This window comes from Rhodococcus sp. Leaf225, from assembly GCF_001426145.1.
In the GTDB taxonomy this organism is placed as follows: Bacteria; Actinomycetota; Actinomycetes; order Mycobacteriales; family Mycobacteriaceae; genus Rhodococcoides.
This window is the reverse complement of record NZ_LMRN01000007.1, coordinates 24360-39805: the sequence shown is the minus strand read 5'-3', so window position 1 is coordinate 39805 and position 15446 is coordinate 24360. Positions and strand designations below refer to the sequence as shown.

General features: G+C 67.7%; 17 protein-coding genes and 1 pseudogene. 10 read left to right on the top strand and 8 right to left on the bottom strand.

Features of this window, described 5'->3' with window-relative positions; translation table 11 throughout:
- Positions 1–38: 38 nt before the first annotated feature.
- Entirely contained in the window at positions 39–320 is a 282-nt protein-coding gene (locus ASG69_RS00255) for a hypothetical protein (RefSeq protein WP_156380401.1), read from the bottom strand.
- 190 nt (positions 321–510) lie between these two features.
- On the opposite strand from ASG69_RS00255, the gene ASG69_RS00250 reads away from it, so the two are divergent.
- Positions 511–861, top strand: a complete 351-nt coding sequence (locus ASG69_RS00250; protein WP_056446453.1) for a VOC family protein — start codon at positions 511–513, stop codon at positions 859–861.
- Between the two features lie 87 nt (positions 862–948).
- Here the strand turns inward: ASG69_RS00250 and ASG69_RS22405 are convergent, their stop codons facing one another.
- A complete protein-coding gene (locus ASG69_RS22405) occupies positions 949–1122 on the bottom strand; it encodes a helix-turn-helix domain-containing protein (protein WP_156380400.1) in 174 nt (57 codons plus the stop codon).
- On the opposite strand from ASG69_RS22405, the gene ASG69_RS00245 reads away from it, so the two are divergent.
- The 3 genes from ASG69_RS00245 (at position 1112) to ASG69_RS00235 (ending at position 3581) form a co-directional block, all read left to right on the top strand.
- On the top strand, positions 1112–1315 hold the full coding sequence (locus ASG69_RS00245) for a dihydrofolate reductase family protein (protein WP_235578787.1): 204 nt from the start codon (positions 1112–1114) through the stop codon (positions 1313–1315). The two genes, ASG69_RS22405 and ASG69_RS00245, sit on opposite strands and share 11 nt — an antisense overlap.
- 22 nt (positions 1316–1337) lie before the next feature.
- On the top strand, positions 1338–2141 hold the full coding sequence (locus ASG69_RS00240; RefSeq protein ID WP_056447464.1) for an alpha/beta fold hydrolase: 804 nt from the start codon (positions 1338–1340) through the stop codon (positions 2139–2141).
- A gap of 87 nt (positions 2142–2228) precedes the next feature.
- On the top strand, positions 2229–3581 hold the full coding sequence (locus tag ASG69_RS00235) for an MFS transporter (RefSeq protein WP_056447463.1): 1353 nt from the start codon (positions 2229–2231) through the stop codon (positions 3579–3581).
- 10 nt (positions 3582–3591) lie between these two features.
- On the opposite strand, the gene ASG69_RS00230 is transcribed toward ASG69_RS00235, so the two are convergent.
- The 3 genes from ASG69_RS00230 to ASG69_RS00220 all read right to left on the bottom strand — a co-directional run bounded on the left by ASG69_RS00230 (position 3592) and on the right by ASG69_RS00220 (position 7083).
- On the bottom strand, positions 3592–5445 hold the full coding sequence (locus ASG69_RS00230; protein WP_156382970.1) for a putative bifunctional diguanylate cyclase/phosphodiesterase: 1854 nt from the start codon (positions 5443–5445) through the stop codon (positions 3592–3594).
- 155 nt (positions 5446–5600) lie between these two features.
- The gene (locus tag ASG69_RS00225) at positions 5601–6065 is read right to left on the bottom strand and encodes a hypothetical protein (RefSeq protein ID WP_156380399.1); all 465 of its coding nucleotides are present in this window, start codon (positions 6063–6065) and stop codon (positions 5601–5603) included.
- A gap of 79 nt (positions 6066–6144) precedes the next feature.
- A complete protein-coding gene (locus ASG69_RS00220) occupies positions 6145–7083 on the bottom strand; it encodes an SDR family oxidoreductase (RefSeq protein WP_056446443.1) in 939 nt (312 codons plus the stop codon).
- A gap of 176 nt (positions 7084–7259) precedes the next feature.
- Here ASG69_RS00220 and ASG69_RS00215 point away from each other — a divergent pair, with 176 nt between their 5' ends.
- The gene (locus ASG69_RS00215; protein WP_027504415.1) at positions 7260–8114 is read left to right on the top strand and encodes a helix-turn-helix transcriptional regulator; all 855 of its coding nucleotides are present in this window, start codon (positions 7260–7262) and stop codon (positions 8112–8114) included.
- Between the two features lie 53 nt (positions 8115–8167).
- Here ASG69_RS00215 and ASG69_RS00210 read toward each other — a convergent pair whose 3' ends face one another.
- Positions 8168–8848 (bottom strand): SDR family NAD(P)-dependent oxidoreductase, encoded by a 681-nt coding sequence (locus tag ASG69_RS00210; protein WP_056447461.1) that lies wholly within the window; start codon positions 8846–8848, stop codon positions 8168–8170.
- 85 nt (positions 8849–8933) lie between these two features.
- Here ASG69_RS00210 and ASG69_RS00205 point away from each other — a divergent pair, with 85 nt between their 5' ends.
- Entirely contained in the window at positions 8934–9761 is an 828-nt protein-coding gene (locus ASG69_RS00205) for a helix-turn-helix transcriptional regulator (protein WP_056446440.1), read from the top strand.
- A gap of 19 nt (positions 9762–9780) precedes the next feature.
- Here ASG69_RS00205 and ASG69_RS00200 read toward each other — a convergent pair whose 3' ends face one another.
- Complete coding sequence (locus ASG69_RS00200) at positions 9781–10665, bottom strand: LysR family transcriptional regulator (RefSeq protein WP_056446437.1); 885 nt, start codon at positions 10663–10665, stop codon at positions 9781–9783.
- Between the two features lie 14 nt (positions 10666–10679).
- Complete coding sequence (locus ASG69_RS00195; RefSeq protein WP_056446434.1) at positions 10680–11909, bottom strand: MFS transporter; 1230 nt, start codon at positions 11907–11909, stop codon at positions 10680–10682.
- A gap of 14 nt (positions 11910–11923) precedes the next feature.
- On the opposite strand from ASG69_RS00195, the pseudogene ASG69_RS23230 reads away from it, so the two are divergent.
- The 4 genes and pseudogenes from ASG69_RS23230 to ASG69_RS00175 all read left to right on the top strand — a co-directional run.
- Positions 11924–12013: pseudogene (locus ASG69_RS23230) on the top strand (TetR-like C-terminal domain-containing protein); the annotation flags it as partial.
- A gap of 365 nt (positions 12014–12378) precedes the next feature.
- A complete protein-coding gene (locus ASG69_RS00185; RefSeq protein WP_156380398.1) occupies positions 12379–13413 on the top strand; it encodes an ABC transporter substrate-binding protein in 1035 nt (344 codons plus the stop codon).
- A 52-nt stretch (positions 13414–13465) separates the two neighbouring features.
- Complete coding sequence (locus ASG69_RS00180; RefSeq protein WP_027504420.1) at positions 13466–14251, top strand: SDR family NAD(P)-dependent oxidoreductase; 786 nt, start codon at positions 13466–13468, stop codon at positions 14249–14251.
- Position 14252: 1 nt separating this feature from the next.
- On the top strand, positions 14253–15419 hold the full coding sequence (locus ASG69_RS00175) for an ABC transporter ATP-binding protein (RefSeq protein ID WP_056446431.1): 1167 nt from the start codon (positions 14253–14255) through the stop codon (positions 15417–15419).
- Positions 15420–15446: the final 27 nt, after the last annotated feature.

Sequence of the window (15446 nt, the reverse complement as noted above, 5' to 3'; positions counted from 1 at the left end):
GCGTCGTTCCTGTTCGCGGAGGTCACAGAGTCTGCGTCTCAGGCCAGCGTGAAGCGGGTGCGCAAATTCTGCGTCTGCCGGTGCAACTCTCGTAAGGTCCGCTTGTGCGTCGCGGCCTGCTGCTCGTGCCACGTACCGGTGGGCGCGTTCCCCCTGGCCCGAGCTTCTGCGGCGAGCCGACGCGCATCCTCGAGCTGGGCCGACACGGTGGCGATCTCGTCGTCCAGCGCCGCGAGAAACACCCGCGCCTGCGCCACGTCCGAATCGTCCGCCACCCCGGTCCACCTCCTCGTCGTCGACCAGCCGGTCCAGTCACTCACGATAGCGAGCCGACCCTGCTTCGCCCCTGCTGCCACACCCCTCAGATTTCCCGTGTGTCGGACGATCCGGTGCAGTGGACCGTGTACAGCACGGTCAGGTGCACCGGATCACGCACAGCGGTGGCCTGGTCGATGAGTTCTCGACCTCGCGCCGGTCCACATCAGTGACACCCGACGAGAGGACGAGCCCATGATCGAAAACGTACTGACCGTCGTACCCGTGCGCGACATCGATGTCGCACGCGAGTGGTACTCACGCCTGCTGGGACGCGAACCTGACAACAACCCCATGCCGAGTCTGATCCAGTGGCAGGTCCTTCCGGGCGCATGGATGCAAGTGTTCCTGGACGCCGACCGGGCCGGCCACACGCAGACGAACCTCGCCGTCGACGACATCGACACCCACTCCACGCAGCTCACAGACCGCGGACTCGCTGTCGGCGACATCACGGACGCCACCAACGGGGTCCGACTCGCGCCGATCACCGATCCTGACGGCAACGTCATCACTCTGATAGGTGGCTTCCGAACGGTGTACTGACCGCCCGGCGTTCTCGTCGAGAGTGTGCAGCTGTGGTCGTGTTCGACGTTCCCGGAACGGGGAGCAACGGGCGGAGTGCATTCACGATCAGCCCCCTCGTTCCGACGTGCTGTTCTCACGCACGTACTGGCCCGGCGTCACCCCGGCCACGCCGCGAAAATCCCGGATGAGGTGCGCCTGGTCTGCGTAGCCGAGGCCCACTGCGATGTCGGAGACATCGACACCACTGAAAGAACGCACGATCGAGCCGATGACCATCATGGGTAGCGGTGAACTGGTCCGTAGCCTGCACGCGGCGAACCTGATCGACGAGTACGTGCTGCAGATTCATCCGATCGTATTGGGATCGGGCACCCGACTGTTCGGGACGGCCGACCGGGTCGATCTCGAGCTGGTCAGGTCCGTTCCCACGACCACGGGTGTGATCATCGCTCACTACGTGGCCCGTCGATGACGCGGCAGGGAGCGTGGGTCTGATGCCGCATGTCCGTTCCGCCGACGGCACACCGATCTCCTGTGACCGCCTGAGCACTCACGGGCCGGCGGTGGTGCTCGTCGGGGGCGGTCTGGACGACGGCGCCGAGAACCACCCGCTGGGCACGCACCTGGCCGATCACTTCGCGGTGGTGAACTACCAGCGCCGCGGCAGAGGTGACAGCGGTGACGCTCCGTCGTATTCCGTGGGGCGGGAGGTCGAGGATCTCGCGGCCGTGATCGACACTGCCGGAGGGCACGCGCATCTGTTCGGTGCCTCGTCCGGAGGTGCGTTGGCGCTGGAAGCCGCCGCAGCAGGGCTTCCCGTCGACCGCGTCGCCGTTCACGAGGTGCCGTACCAGGTGGAGGCTCCGATGATCTCCGCCTGGCATACGTACAGGCGTGAGCTCGAGCCAGCACTCGACGCCGACGACCGCGACCTCGTACTGCGCCTGTTCATGCGACTCGCCGGGTCCTCGGAGGACGACATCGCGGGCGCCGAGGCCTCCCCTGTGTGGTCTGCATTGCGTGAGCTCGCGCCGACACTGCGATACGACGCGGAATGCCTCGGCGACGGACCTCCGCCAGTCCACCGCCTCGCCCTCGTTCGGCAACCGGTACTGCTGACGACGACTGTCGGCTTCGACCCACAGATGGCCGGACTGCCCGTCGACTTCTTCGGAGGGGCGGCCGACGCCGCTGCCGACGCTCTGCCCGATGCCCGACGGGTCACCCTCGAGGTCGGTGGACATGTGGCAGATGCCGAAGCGCTTGCCCGAGTCCTCCGTCGGTTCTTCACGGAGTGAACCAACTCGCCACGCGGGCGAGACGTTCGGATCAGCTCGAGCACAACGGGTGACCGCGGGACAGCTCGTACGCCAGTGTCGGAGTACATGACTGCCCTCACCGACTCGGCCTCGTTCGAACCCGATGCCGACCGGCGCAAGCGCCTTCGCACGGTCGTGGCGTCGAGCCTCCTCGGCACCACCGTCGAGTGGTACGACTTCTTCCTCTACGCCACGGCGGCGAGTGTGGTGTTCAATCGTCTGTTCTTCCCGGATCAGTCGTCCTTCGTCGGCACCATGCTGTCTTTCGCCACCTTCGCCGTCGGATTCGTGGTGCGCCCCATCGGTGGAGTCGTCTTCGGATACTTCGGAGACCGTATCGGCCGCAAGAAGACACTGGCGTTGTCGATGCTGATCATGGGTGTGGCGACCACCCTGATGGGCGTCCTGCCGACGACCGAGGACGTCGGTCTGCTGGCTCCGATTCTGTTGTTGCTGTTGCGCATCGCACAGGGTTTCGCTCTCGGCGGCGAGTGGGCCGGTGCCGTGCTTCTGGCCGTCGAGCACAGCCCGGCGCGTCGGCGTGGATTGTTCGGAAGCATCCCGCAGGTGGGTCTCGCGCTCGGCCTCGCGTTGGGCACCGGAATGTTCGCCCTGCTGCAGGTGATCTTCGACGAAGAGCAATTCCTCTCCTACGGCTGGCGCATCGCGTTCCTCGTCAGTCTCGTTCTGGTGATCGTCGGTCTGGTCGTGCGCCTGAAGGTGGAGGAGACGCCGGCGTTCCGCGAGGTGTCGGAACTCCAGCAGCGATCGAGCGCACCGATCAAGGAGGTGTTCGCACGGCGCCATGCGCGAAGCACCGTCCTCGGACTGCTGTCGCGATGGGGCGAGGGTGCCGCCTTCAACACGTGGGGTGTCTTCGCCATCACCTACGCGACGACACAACTGAAGTTCGACAAGGTCTCGGTCCTGCTCGTGGTCACCGTGGCGGCAGTGGTGATGGCGGTGCTCATCCCGGTGTCCGGGGTGCTCGTGGACAGGGTGGGCGCCAAGCGTGTGTACGTCACCGGCATCGCGGCCTACGGGCTGGCCGTGTTTCCCGTGTTCGCCCTTTTCGACACGGGCAGCCTGTGGCTCTTCGGACTCGGACTGGTCCTGGTGTTCGGCATCGTCCACGCCACCTTCTACGGAGCGCAGGGCACGCTGTACGCGAGCCTCTATCCGACCGAGATCCGCTACACCGGCCTGTCCGTGGTCTACCAGTTCTCCGGGATCTACGCCTCGGGCGTGACGCCCCTCGTTCTCACCGCTCTGATCGCCGCGGCGAGCGGGTCACCCTGGCTCGCGTGCGGCTTCCTCGTCGGCACGTCGGTGATCAGCGTCATCGCCACGGCGCTCATTCGCGAGGACGATCTGCATCTGTCGCGCCCTCGCTCCGACGCGGAGACAGAGCACGACTGAGGTGAACGGTTCACACCTCGTGAACCGTCTCCGCCCGTGGCGCACGGAGCTCCAGCACGGCGGTGGTGCGCTCGGCGTCGACGGGTCTGCCGAGCAGGAACCCCTGCGCCAGATCGCATCCCGTCTCGGCGAGTGCATCGAGTTGCGCCCGAGTCTCGACGCCTTCCCCCACGACGGTCATCTCGTACGCCTTGGCCAACGCGACGATGGCGGTGACGACCGCGCGGCCCCGCCGGGTGTCGAGTGCGTCGATGTATCCCTTGTCGATCTTGAAGCACTCGAACACCGGAAACCGTTCGAGGTAGGCCAGGCTGCTGTGACCGGCGCCGACGTCGTCGAGGAGCAGCGCGACGCCCATCTCGGTCACCGCGGTGAGGTTCCGGGCGACGCGTCCGGTGTCGGCGAGCCACACCGTCTCGGTCACCTCGAGCCCCAGGGCCTGTGGCGGTAGGCCGGTCTCCCGGAGCACCGACGCGACCCGGCCGGGGAACGCGGGATCTCGCAACTGAAGCGCGCTGACGTTCACCCGCACGGTGATCGAGAAGTCCCTGCGCCATCTCGCCGCCTGGCGGCACGCAGTGCGTAGCGCCCAATCCCCCAGTACCGCAGCCAGACCGGTGCGCTCGGCCACCGCTACGAACTCGGACGGCTCGATCTGCCCGAGCGTCGGGTGATTCCAGCGTGCGAGTGCTTCGACGGACACCACCTCCCCTGTCGCGATGTGCACCAAGGGTTGGTACGCGAGGGTCAACTCGTCCTCGGCCAGGGCAGCCCGCAGGTCGACCGACAGGGAGCGGACGCGGTCGGCGTCGTAGTGATCGTCCTCGGCGTCGAAGACGGCATGCGCTCCGCCGCCGCCGTCCTTGGCGCGGTGCAGCGCCAGATCGACGCGCCGCAGCAACTCCCGCACCGTGACGCCGGGCTCGGACACCGCGATACCTATCGAGGCACTCATCGGAATGGGGGCATCGGCCGCGGACGGCGGCGCGGCCAGCGCAGCGGTGACACGGAACGCGAGATCCTCGGCGTTCCGGGCGTCGTCGAAGCCCCCGCAGACGACGAGAAACTCGTCACCTCCGAAGCGATACACCGCGTCCCGCGTTCGGACCGCAGCGACGAGACGCTCGGCGAACCGGACCAACGCGCGGTCCCCGGTGTCGTGTCCGAGGCTGTCGTTGATGATCGCGAAATCGTCGACGTCGAGGAGGAGCAACGCCACCTCGTCGCCCTGCGCACGCGCACGAGTCAACGCATCGCCCACCGCCGAGTAGGCCCGCGTGCGGTCCGGAAGTCCCGTGAGTGGATCGTGATCGGTCTGTTCCCGGAGAAGCCGCGAGAGGTCGACGCGTTCGAGCGCTGCGGAGAACACTCCGGCCACCGCCGACAGGAACGCGATGTCCGTGTCGTCGAACAGATTCGGTTCCGCCCCGAACACGATCAGCGCGCCCCACACCCCGGCGCTCGTCGTGATCGGCACTGCGGCGCCGCTGCGAAAGCCGACCGACGACATGGTGGACGTGTCGAACCGTGTCTCTGTCTCGCCGTCCGAGCAGACGGTCAATCGACCGTGCGCCAGAGCGAATCCGGCCAGGGAGCCCGCGCCGGACCGCACCTCGACATCGGTGCGCAGCACATGGGTGACCGCGTCGATGCGCAGAAACGGATCCTCCGGACTCTCGTGCCGAGCGAGCGCCGCGGACGCGACCCCCACCAGGGTCGCCGCGGTGGAGGTCGCTGCGGCGGACACCTCGTCCAGGTCGGCGGAGACGGCGAGCCCACTGAGCCTGGCGAGCGCGGTCTGCGCCAGCGCGAAGCGTCGGGATGCACGAACGTCCGCGAGGACACGGGCGGGGATCGTCACCATCACTCCGTTCGGCGTCTGTGAGTCGATGGTCGGTTCGACCACGGGCACACGTCACGAGCGACAAACCCCGACATTCACGGCTTATGACCCGTCCAGCATCGCACGTCGATCGTTCCGTGGCCGTGCGAACGCCGACGGAGCCGAATGCACTCGAGTCAGGGGGCGGTCGGATAGTGACCGTCGGGTGCGTTGCTGACCACCAGGCTGCGACCCCGAAGGTCGTCGGGGAGCATGTCACGCCATCGCAGCGCCTCGTCGAGGTCGGTACTGGTCCACAGAGCCGACACCAGTTCGTCACGTCCCGTCGCGCGCGGCGATCGCAGTTCCACCGTGTACACGTACGGCAACGGATGGGGGCCGGTCATCGATGGTTCCCAGTCCGCGCGGTCGACTATCCGGCCGTCCGGACCCTCGATGTACTGCACCCGTGCTCCCCAGGCCGCGCAGTGCGCGCGAGCCGTCCGCACCGCCGACGACACGTCGGCCGCTGCCCGCACCACTACAGTGTCGCGGTCGTCGATCAACCACACCAGGAACCGACTCGAGGGTTCGATGTCGGACGTGCCCATCACCTCGAGGAAGTCACACGAGCGCGGCGTCGGTTGAGTGCGATGAACCATGAAACACATTCGCACACGATCGCCGATCGGGATGCGTGCTCTTCCTCACCACGCGTGGTGAGGGTCCGGCGCCCGGTAGTCAGTCCGGGAACCCGACTCCGGCGAGCTCGGTCGACAGTTCCCAGACCCGTCGCGCCTCCGCACGATCGCGCAGCCGCGAGTACAGCTTCTGCGGTCCGGGACGCCCACCGAGGTGCCCGAGTCCCGCCGGCCCGTGGAAACTTCCGGACGTCACGTCGACGGCGGTCGCCGCGTACAGAGCCGGCAGCGCAGCGGTCTCGGTGGTGCCGACCAGTAATCCGCGACGGGACAGGGCCTCGATCACGCGACGGCTCGTCGTCTGCGAGGTCCGGTCGAGCTCGGGTCGCGCGGCGAGCAGACCTGTCGGCGCGATTCCGGGGTGCGACAGATGACTCGAGATACCCCAGCCACGCTGCGCGCTGAGCCGCCTCAGTTCGAGGCCGAACAATCCGAAGGCGATCTTCGACTGGCTGTAGGCGCGCATTCCGTCGTACGACCGTTCCCAGTTCAGATCGTCCCAGTTGATCGATCCGCTGTTCGCGGCAATGCTGATCTGTGAGACGACGCGGGCGCGCCCTGCTCGCAGCAGGGGAAGCAGACGGCCCACGAGCGCGACGTGGCCGAGGTGGTTCGTACCGAACTGCAGCTCGAATCCGTCCGACGTCGTCCGTCGCGACGGTGGAGTCATCACGCCGGCATTGTTCACGAGGATGCCGATCGGTCTGCCCTCCGACGACAGCGTGTCCGCGAGTGCGGACACGGAGTCGAGCGACGAGAGATCGAGGCGCCGGAGTGAGACGTCGGCGCTGGGATGAGCCTGCCTGATCGCGTCGATCGCCGCCTCCCCCTTGCTCTGCGAGCGAACGGGCAGGACCACCTCCGCCCCTGCTGCCGCGAGGCGACGGGAGAGGACGAGGCCGATGCCGTCACTGCCGCCGGTGACGACAGCTCGGATACCGGAGAGATCGGGGACGGCGATGTCGATGGTGCGTCTCATGGGTCGCTCCTGATGGGTGTGAGGTGTCGTGTCGACGACGTGTGACCTCACCGTGCCGGGGTCCTCCCCCGACAACCAGGACTCGTCGATCCCCCGATGGCCGGGTCACCCCTTGCGCGTGAGAGGGGGATCGACAGACCCTGGTCGGCGCACGCGCCACGCGATAGGAAGAAGCAATGGAGATCGACAGAGCAGGGCTGGCCCAGTTTCTCCGGGGTCGCCGCAGCGCACTGCAACCCGAGGACGTGGGTCTTCCGCGAGGGCTGCGACGTCGGACCGACGGATTGAGGCGCGAAGAGGTCGCGGCACTGAGCCACATGTCGACCGACTACTACGCCCGTATCGAGCGGGAGCGAGGACCCCAACCGTCCGAACAGATGGTCGCCTCGATCGCACAGGGACTGCATCTCTCGCTACCCGAACGCGACCACTTGTTCCGGCTCGCCGGCCACACCCCACCGACACGCGGGGCCGTCGGCGATCACATCGGTCCGGGCCTGCTGCGCATATTCGACCGACTGCACGACACTCCCGCCGAGATCGTCACAGAGTTGGGAGAGACGCTGCGGCAGACGGCACTCGGTGTCGCGCTCACCGGTGATCAGTCCGGCCGGACCGGGCCCTCACGCAGCATCGGGTATCGGTGGTTCGCCGACCCGGCGAGCAGGAACCTGTACGCCCCCGAGGATCACGCGCACCTCACCCGAACATGGGTGTCCGGCCTACGCGAGGTCGCCACTCTTCGCGGACCCGACTCGCGCGCTGCGCGTCTCGCGGCGACGCTGCTTCAGGAGAGCGACGAGTTCCGCACCGTCTGGGAGCGGCACGAAGTGGGAGTGCGGCCGGCCGAGACGAAGCGATTCGTCCACCCGGATCTCGGCCGCCTCGAACTGTCCTGCCAGACGCTCGTCGATCCGCTGCAGTCCCATTTCCTTCTGGTCTACACCGCAGTTCCCGGCAGCCCGAGTCACGAGAAGCTTCAGCTGCTCCCCGCACTGGGAACACGAACGTCCACGACACCGGGCCCGTGACGAACACACAGTCACGTCGAGGAATCGATGCCATCAGCCGAACGACCGCCTGCTCACAACTCGATCCGCCCGGTGCGGTCGTGGAACTCCCCCGTGGGTCCGTCGCTGCCGAGCAGGGCCAGGCGAACGGTGGCGTCGGTTCCCTCCGCGACAGTCTGATGCCCGGTGTTCCCGTTGAGGTCGGTGGCCGTGTAGCCGGGCTCGGAGGCGTTGATTCGTATCTCGGGGAGGTTCTTGGCGTACTGCACGGTGAGAGTGATGACGGCCGCCTTCGAGGCGGCGTACGGGATGGCGGCGACAGGGAACTCGTCCCGGCCGGGATCCTGGAGGAAGCGGCCCATTCCCACACCCGAGGCCACGTTGACGATCACCGGATTCGACGACTGCCGCAGCAGCGGCAGCGCTGCTTGCGTCACCCGGACGATGCCGACGACGTTGGTGTCGAGGGTGTCCGCCATGGAGTCGGCGTCCACATCGTCGACACCGCCGCCGTGTCCGATGACGCCGGCGTTGTTGATCAGGACGTCCAGTCGGGGAAGTGACGACACCGCCGCGGTGACCGAGTCGGTGTCCGTCACGTCCAGCCGTACCACGTGTGCGCCGAGTAGCCGGACGTCGTCTGCCCTGTCGGGGTCGCGGACGCCGGCGTACACGTCGACACCGGAGTCGACGAGTCGTCGCGCCGTCTCGAGTCCGAGGCCCTTGTTCGCTCCCGTGATGAGTGCTGTTGTCATGTCTCGATCCTGTGGCCCGGTGACGTGCAGGTCCAGGTACTGCCGGTACCACCCGCGCTCCGGCGACGCGGTGCACGATGGTGGCATGAGTGAACTGTCGACGGTGCTCCGGGCTTGGCGGGACCGGACTCGACCAGAGGAGGTCGGCCTGCCCGCCGTCCCCGGCAGACGAGCTCCCGGACTGCGCCGTGAGGAACTCGCCACGTTGGCGTCCATCAGCGTCGACTACATCGTCCGCCTCGAGCAGGGGCGGGCGCGGCACCCGTCGGCGCAGACCGTCGCCGCGTTGGCGCGAGCGCTGCGACTGAACGACGAGGAAGTGGATCACCTGTATCGGGTGGCCGGACTGGCTTCACCGAACGGGCGCCTCGTACCGCACCACATCGGGCCCGGCGTGCGGCGCATGGTCGACCGCCTGGACGACGTGCCACTGGCGGTCTTCACGGCCGCGTGGGACATCGTCCATCACAACGGCCTCTGGGCAGCCATCAGCGGGGACCCCGCACTGCGACACGGTGTCGACCGCAATGTGGTGTGGCGCCATTTCACCGACGACTTCACCGGCGTCGGGTACGACGACCGCCATCACGAGGAATTCGGCGAGGACCTCGTCGCCGATCTTCGAGCGGCACACGCCCGCTATCCCGACGACCCGTATCTGACCACCCTCGTCACCCGACTCCGGGCGAGGAGTGCGGACTTCGACGCTCGCTGGGGTCGCGCCACCATGTCGGTGCACAAGGCAAGCCGCAAGGTGATGACGACGCCGGTGGGACCGATCGCCGTCGACTGCGATGTGCTCACGGCACCGGGCAGCGATCTGCGCATCGTGGTCTACACCACCGTTCCCGGCTCCGAGGACGAGCAACGTCTGGAGTTGCTGCGCGTCGTCGGCACGCAGACTCTGGTGTGAGCCGGTCGCGGGGAGCGGGTCAGGAGCGGCGAGTACCGATGCCCCGCGACACGAGATCGGCCACGAACCTCTGTGTCAGCGCGTCCGATTCCGCCCCGACCATCACGACGACCGACCTCGTCAGTGGAGGTGTCATCGACTTGACGATCCCGGCGAAGCGAGCGGGAACGGCGGCGGCCGGCACGAGCGCGACCCCCAACCCTGCGTGAGCGAGTTGTGCTGCAGTCGTGGCATGTCGAGTGTGCGTGACAGCGTCGAGCTGGACTCCGTGCGTCGCAGCCACGGTGTCGAACCATCCACGAAGGCCGTTCGACGGGTGGTAGTGCACGATCGGCCTGCCGGCGAGGTTCGGCCAGCAGACGGCGTCCCCGTCGGCGAGATCGAGACCTTCCGGAATCACGACCAGGATCTCCTCGGTCCCGATCTCGGTCATCGCTGCGGACCCGCGCGACGGCGCCGGCCCCACTGCGATGTCGAGGTCGCCGTCCGTGATCGCCGTCGCCATCGCGTCGGCGCTGGTGTACTCGGTCAGATCCAGACCGATGTGCGGATGCTTCCGGGTCCAGGTGCGCAACGTCGGCGCCAGGATCGGGACGGTCATGCTCTCCGCACACCCCAGGCGTAGCCGACCCGCATCACCCTGTGCCGCAGCGTGTCCGGTTCGCAGAACGCGCTCGGCCGCTGCCAACGCGATCCGCGCATCGACGAGAACGGCACGGCCGGTGGACGTGGGACGCACGCCTCGCGGAAGCCGCTCCAGCAGAGGACTCCCGATCTCCGTCTCCAACGACGCGAGGTGATGGGAGAGCGCGGGCTGCGACAGATGCAGCTGGGCTGCTCCCGCGGTGACAGAGCCGGCGTCGACGACGGCCACGAAGCATTCCAGGGCTCGCAGAGTCGGCACCGATGGAGCGTATGTCAGCGGCGCACGCTCACGTCGGGGTGATCGTGCGACTCGTCGTCGGAATGCGGAGGGAGGGGATGCGAGGGGAGAAAGACCAGCGTCAACACACCGGCCACGGCGGTGACCATCCCGGCGACGAGACTGCCGGTGGTGAAGCCGTCGACGAAGCGTTCCCGTGCGAGATCGGACAGTTGCGACCCGAGCAGTGCCCCGGTGGCACCCAACAAGTCCGCCGCCTGGCGTGCGGCTTCGAGCGCGGCGCCCACCGACTCCTGCGCGGGTTCCATCAGGACGGTCGGCAACTGCGTCGTGTTCAGACCGTCCCGGTACACCGACAGTGCGACCGACCCGATCACGGCGACACCGAGTGTTCCGCCGAGTTCGCGGGTGGCATCGTTGACCGCTGATCCCATCCCGGCCTTGTCGGTCGGAACGACTCCCATGATCGCCTCCGTCGCAGGGGCACTCGTCAGACCCAGGCCTGCGCCCAGCAGCACCATCTGACCCGCGATCTGCAGGTAGGACGTGCCCGTGTCGATCTGCGAGATCCACAGGAACGCAGCCGTCAACGATGCCAGGCCGGCGGCCACCACGATCTTGGAACCGACCAGTACCGCCAGGCGGGGACCCACCAGCGAGAACACTGCCAGCGATCCCGCGACGGGCAGCATGCGCACGCCGGTCTCGAGGGCACCGAAGCCGCGCACGGACTGGAAGTACTGGGTGACGAGGAAGATGAACCCGAACAGCGCGAAGAACGCACTGGTGACCGCCCCACTGGCAGCCGTGAAGCGCATGTTCGTGAACAGCCGCACGTCCAGCATCGGGTGGCGAGCGCGCGACTCCCGGAGAACGAAGGTGACCAGCACTGCGGCGGCCACACCGAATCCGAGCGCCGTCGACGCCGAGGACCACCCGCGGTCGGGGCCTTCGATGATGGCGTGCACCAGTGACCCCAGGGCCAGCACGGACAGAAGCAAGCCCGACTTGTCCAGCGGCGGGGTCGACGGATCACGGGAGTTCGGCACGAAACGCGCTGCGAGAGCGATGGTTGCGACAGCAGCGAGGCCGTTGAAGACGAAGATCGATCCCCACCAGAAATGTTCGATCAACGCCCCACCCACCACGGGTCCGACCGCGACCGAGACGCCGGTCGCCGCGCCCCACAGTCCGATGGCCATGACGCGTTCGGACCGCTCCTGGAACACGTTGGTCAGAATCGACAGCGTCACCGGGTACACCACGGCAGCCGCGACACGACCCGGAACAGATCGCCGCCCAGTTGTGGAGCCTGGTACACGGGTTCGTCTCACTCGAAGCGGCCGGCCACTTCGCCGATCACAGCGACCCAGTCGCGAGCGTCCTCGCGCCCATGGCTGTTGCCCAGCTCGTCGGTATCGGCGACGACCGCGCTCGGGCCACCCGCGGAGCGCTCGACGCCTACGCGACCTGGACCGCGACGGCAGTCGAGTAAGAGAACGCCCTGCCCGCTCGAGAGCTCGCCGATCGCGACTGCGACAACCTCGCAACCCGGATCGCGGCGCGCGGAGATGGGCGCGGGCCCGGCGACCCCGTCGTGCCCGTCGTCGCACTGCCCTCACCTGCGTGATTGACATCACAAGGACGTCATACTACTTTCAAACTGACATCAGTTCAGGAAGTCCACTCGCACCGACAGCCGAGCGGCCCTGTGAGTCCGAGAGAGGTCTGACCATGCGGAGGATTCCCCGAGCCATCGCCACCGTTGCCATGGCAGCGTCGGCGTTCGCGCTCACAGCGTGCGGCGGCAGCACCACCCCGTCCGGGCCCGTCGAGGGCAGTTGGGACGACGTCGTCGCCGCGGCGAAGACGGAGGGCAGCGTGATGCTCTACTCCAGCCAGAAGCCTGCGAACCTCGACGCGCTGAAGGCCGCGTTCACGCAGAAGTACCCGGAGATCTCCATGGACTTCGTGCGCGGAACGGATTCCGAGATCAATCCCCGTGTCGAGACCGAGAACCGCACGGGTACAGGCATTGCCGACGTCCACATGGTGACCGACGCGTCGTGGATCGCCAGCGCGTCCGAGTCCGGCACCTTCTCCACCGAGATCGTGGGTCCGGACTTCGACGCACCCGACTACGACCGCGCGGCCAGCGTGAAGAACGACCGCTTCTTCCTCTCGTCCGCCGCTGTCTTCGGCCTCGGGTGGAACACCGCCGCGGTGCCCGACGGTCTCGAGACCCCGCAGGACATTCTGGACCCGGCCTACCGCGGCCGCATCGGAATCGTCAATCCGACGGGCATCGCGTCGTACGTCGACCTGTATCGGCACTACGCCGAGAACTACGGCGAGGACTACTGGAACAAGCTGGCCGAACTGCAGCCGCGTGTCTACCCGAGCGCACTGGCGGTCGCGCAGGCCCTGACGTCGGGTGAAGTGGTGGTCTCGCCCAGCGTCCAGCCGCTCGTCACCGAGGTCGACGCGGGCGCTCCCGTCGACTGGGTGCTGCCGGAGAACCCCTGGGGCACACCGTGGTACACCGAGGTCCTGAGTGCGGCGCCGCATCCGAACGCGGCTCAGGTCCTGGCGGACTTCATGGTGACCGCCGAGGGACAGGCCGCGCTGAACGGTGGCTACGCCGCCGCGCTGCCGGATGTTCCGGGCGCCGTCGAGCGGGCACAGAACATCGCCTCACCCGATCCCGCCGATCTGACCCCCGAGAACGTCGACCAATACTCGCAGGAATGGTCGCAGCTCTTCCAGTGACGGGGACGCGACCGCTCTCGACCATCCGAACTCGTCATCCAGGGAGGTGATCATGGACGCTCGGACAGCGCCTTCGCACGGCTCACGTGTGCTCGTCACCGGCGCCGCGCGCGGCATCGGTGCGGCATGTGCCGCGCGCTTCGCCTCTCTCGGAGCGACCGTGTACGTCACGGACGTGGACGACGAGGGTGGTCGCGCGGTCGCCGACACCCTCGGACCGTCGGTTCGCTACCTGCATCTGGACGTGGCGTCGGAAGCCGAGTGGGACGCGTGCGTGCAGAGAATCGAAGCGGACGGTGGAGGCCTCGACGTGCTGGTGGCCAACGCCGGGGCGGCGCACCGCGGCGACATCGCCGACACCTCACTGGCCGACTTCCGACGCATGCTCGACATCAACCTGGTCGGCACCTTCCTCGCCCTCAGGACGGCGAGCACCGCCGTCAAGTCCGGCGGTTCCGTGATCACGGTGTCGTCCCTGCGCGGAATCCTCGCGACAGCGAAGCTCGGCGCCTACGGCGCCTCGAAGTTCGGGGTGCGGGCCCTCACCCGAGTGGCTGCGCTCGAGCTCGCCGAGCGGGGGATCCGAGTCAACTCGGTGTGCCCCGGAAGCATCGACACCGACATCACCGGTAGCGAGGACTTCGCCGACCACGATGTCGCCGGCTATGTGCGCACCATTCCGATGCAGCGGCGGGGCACCACCGGCGACGTTGCGGACGCCGTCGTGTTCCTCGCCGGATCCGAGAGCAGCTACATCACAGGAACCGACCTCGTCGTCGACGGTGGTCTGGCGGCCGGCGCGCGAACACCCACACACACCTCTGGACAGAAGGCATGAGATGACCGATCGCTTCACCATTTCCGGACTGACCAAGACGTACGGCAGCACGAAGGTCGTGGACGGTCTCGACATCGACATCGAGCAGGGCGAGTTCCTGGTTCTTCTCGGCCCGAGTGGCTGTGGAAAGACCACCACGCTGCGGTGCCTCGCGGGGCTCGAGACGCCCCAGGGCGGGCGTATCTCGTTCAAGGACAGGACGGTCTTCGACGCGGACCAGCGAGTCGACGTCCCCGCGCACAAGCGCAACATCGGAATGGTCTTCCAGTCCTACGCCCTGTGGCCGCACATGACGGTGCGCCGCAACATCAAGTACCCCCTCGACGTCCGCGGACTCACCAAGTCCTTCGGACCGGGAGCCGTCGAGGCAGCGGCCGACATGGTGGACTGCGGCGCACTGCTCGACCGGTATCCGTCGCAACTCAGTGGTGGCCAACAGCAGCGCGTGGCGGTCGCCCGCGGGCTGGTCGCGCGTCCGGACCTCATCCTCTTCGACGAGCCGCTCAGCAACCTCGATGCCCGGCTGCGCGATCAGGTCCGGTCCCAGATCCACCGCCTGCACCGCGAACTCGGGTTCACCGCCGTGTTCGTGACCCACGACCAGTCCGAGGCATTCGCACTGGGCGATCGTCTGGCCATCATGAAATCGGGTCGCATCGAGCAGCTCGACACGCCGTCGAGCGTGTTCGAGAACCCCGGCTCGGACTACGTCGCGGCATTCATCGGCATGGCCAACAAGCTCGAACTGCGCAGGGCGCACGACGGCTGGCAGACCTCCGCGGGTGACGCGATCGATCTCCGCGACTCGGTGGTCCGCGATCGTGCCGACGAGGGCGATTCCGCGGTCGCACGGCTGCGTCCGGACGACCTGCTCCTGCACCGCAGCATGGCCGAGGTTCCGCCCGGCCACGTCGGACTGCACGCCGCCCTCGTCGATCACGAGTACGGAGGTCGGCACTTCGATGTGACCGTGCGGTCCGGCGCCGAGACACTCACCCTGCGTGCGTCGGCCGCCGAGCACGGCCTCGCGCTGCGTTCGGCCGAGCCGGGTGACGCCGTGGTCGTCTCCTTCTCCCCCGCAGCGCTGCGGGTGTTCCCCTCGACGCCCTCCACCGCGACAGCCGCGGACACCGCACCCGTCGCCGCAGCAGTGGGGAGCGCATCGTGACCGCCACCCTCACACCCCCCGACACCG

Bases quoted from the DNA above. Each gene is read 5' to 3' on its own strand.
- ASG69_RS00250 (WP_056446453.1), top strand. From the start codon at position 511: ATGATCGAAAACGTACTGACCGTCGTACCCGTGCGCGACATCGATGTC.
- ASG69_RS00245 (WP_235578787.1), top strand. From the start codon at position 1,112: ATGACCATCATGGGTAGCGGTGAACTGGTCCGTAGCCTGCACGCGGCG.
- ASG69_RS22405 (WP_156380400.1), bottom strand. From the start codon at position 1,122: ATGATGGTCATCGGCTCGATCGTGCGTTCTTTCAGTGGTGTCGATGTC.
- ASG69_RS00240 (WP_056447464.1), top strand. From the start codon at position 1,338: ATGCCGCATGTCCGTTCCGCCGACGGCACACCGATCTCCTGTGACCGC.
- ASG69_RS00235 (WP_056447463.1), top strand. From the start codon at position 2,229: ATGACTGCCCTCACCGACTCGGCCTCGTTCGAACCCGATGCCGACCGG.
- ASG69_RS00230 (WP_156382970.1), bottom strand. From the start codon at position 5,445: ATGGTGACGATCCCCGCCCGTGTCCTCGCGGACGTTCGTGCATCCCGA.
- ASG69_RS00225 (WP_156380399.1), bottom strand. From the start codon at position 6,065: ATGGTTCATCGCACTCAACCGACGCCGCGCTCGTGTGACTTCCTCGAG.
- ASG69_RS00220 (WP_056446443.1), bottom strand. From the start codon at position 7,083: ATGAGACGCACCATCGACATCGCCGTCCCCGATCTCTCCGGTATCCGA.
- ASG69_RS00215 (WP_027504415.1), top strand. From the start codon at position 7,260: ATGGAGATCGACAGAGCAGGGCTGGCCCAGTTTCTCCGGGGTCGCCGC.
- ASG69_RS00210 (WP_056447461.1), bottom strand. From the start codon at position 8,848: ATGACAACAGCACTCATCACGGGAGCGAACAAGGGCCTCGGACTCGAG.
- ASG69_RS00205 (WP_056446440.1), top strand. From the start codon at position 8,934: ATGAGTGAACTGTCGACGGTGCTCCGGGCTTGGCGGGACCGGACTCGA.
- ASG69_RS00185 (WP_156380398.1), top strand. From the start codon at position 12,379: ATGCGGAGGATTCCCCGAGCCATCGCCACCGTTGCCATGGCAGCGTCG.
- ASG69_RS00180 (WP_027504420.1), top strand. From the start codon at position 13,466: ATGGACGCTCGGACAGCGCCTTCGCACGGCTCACGTGTGCTCGTCACC.
- ASG69_RS00175 (WP_056446431.1), top strand. From the start codon at position 14,253: ATGACCGATCGCTTCACCATTTCCGGACTGACCAAGACGTACGGCAGC.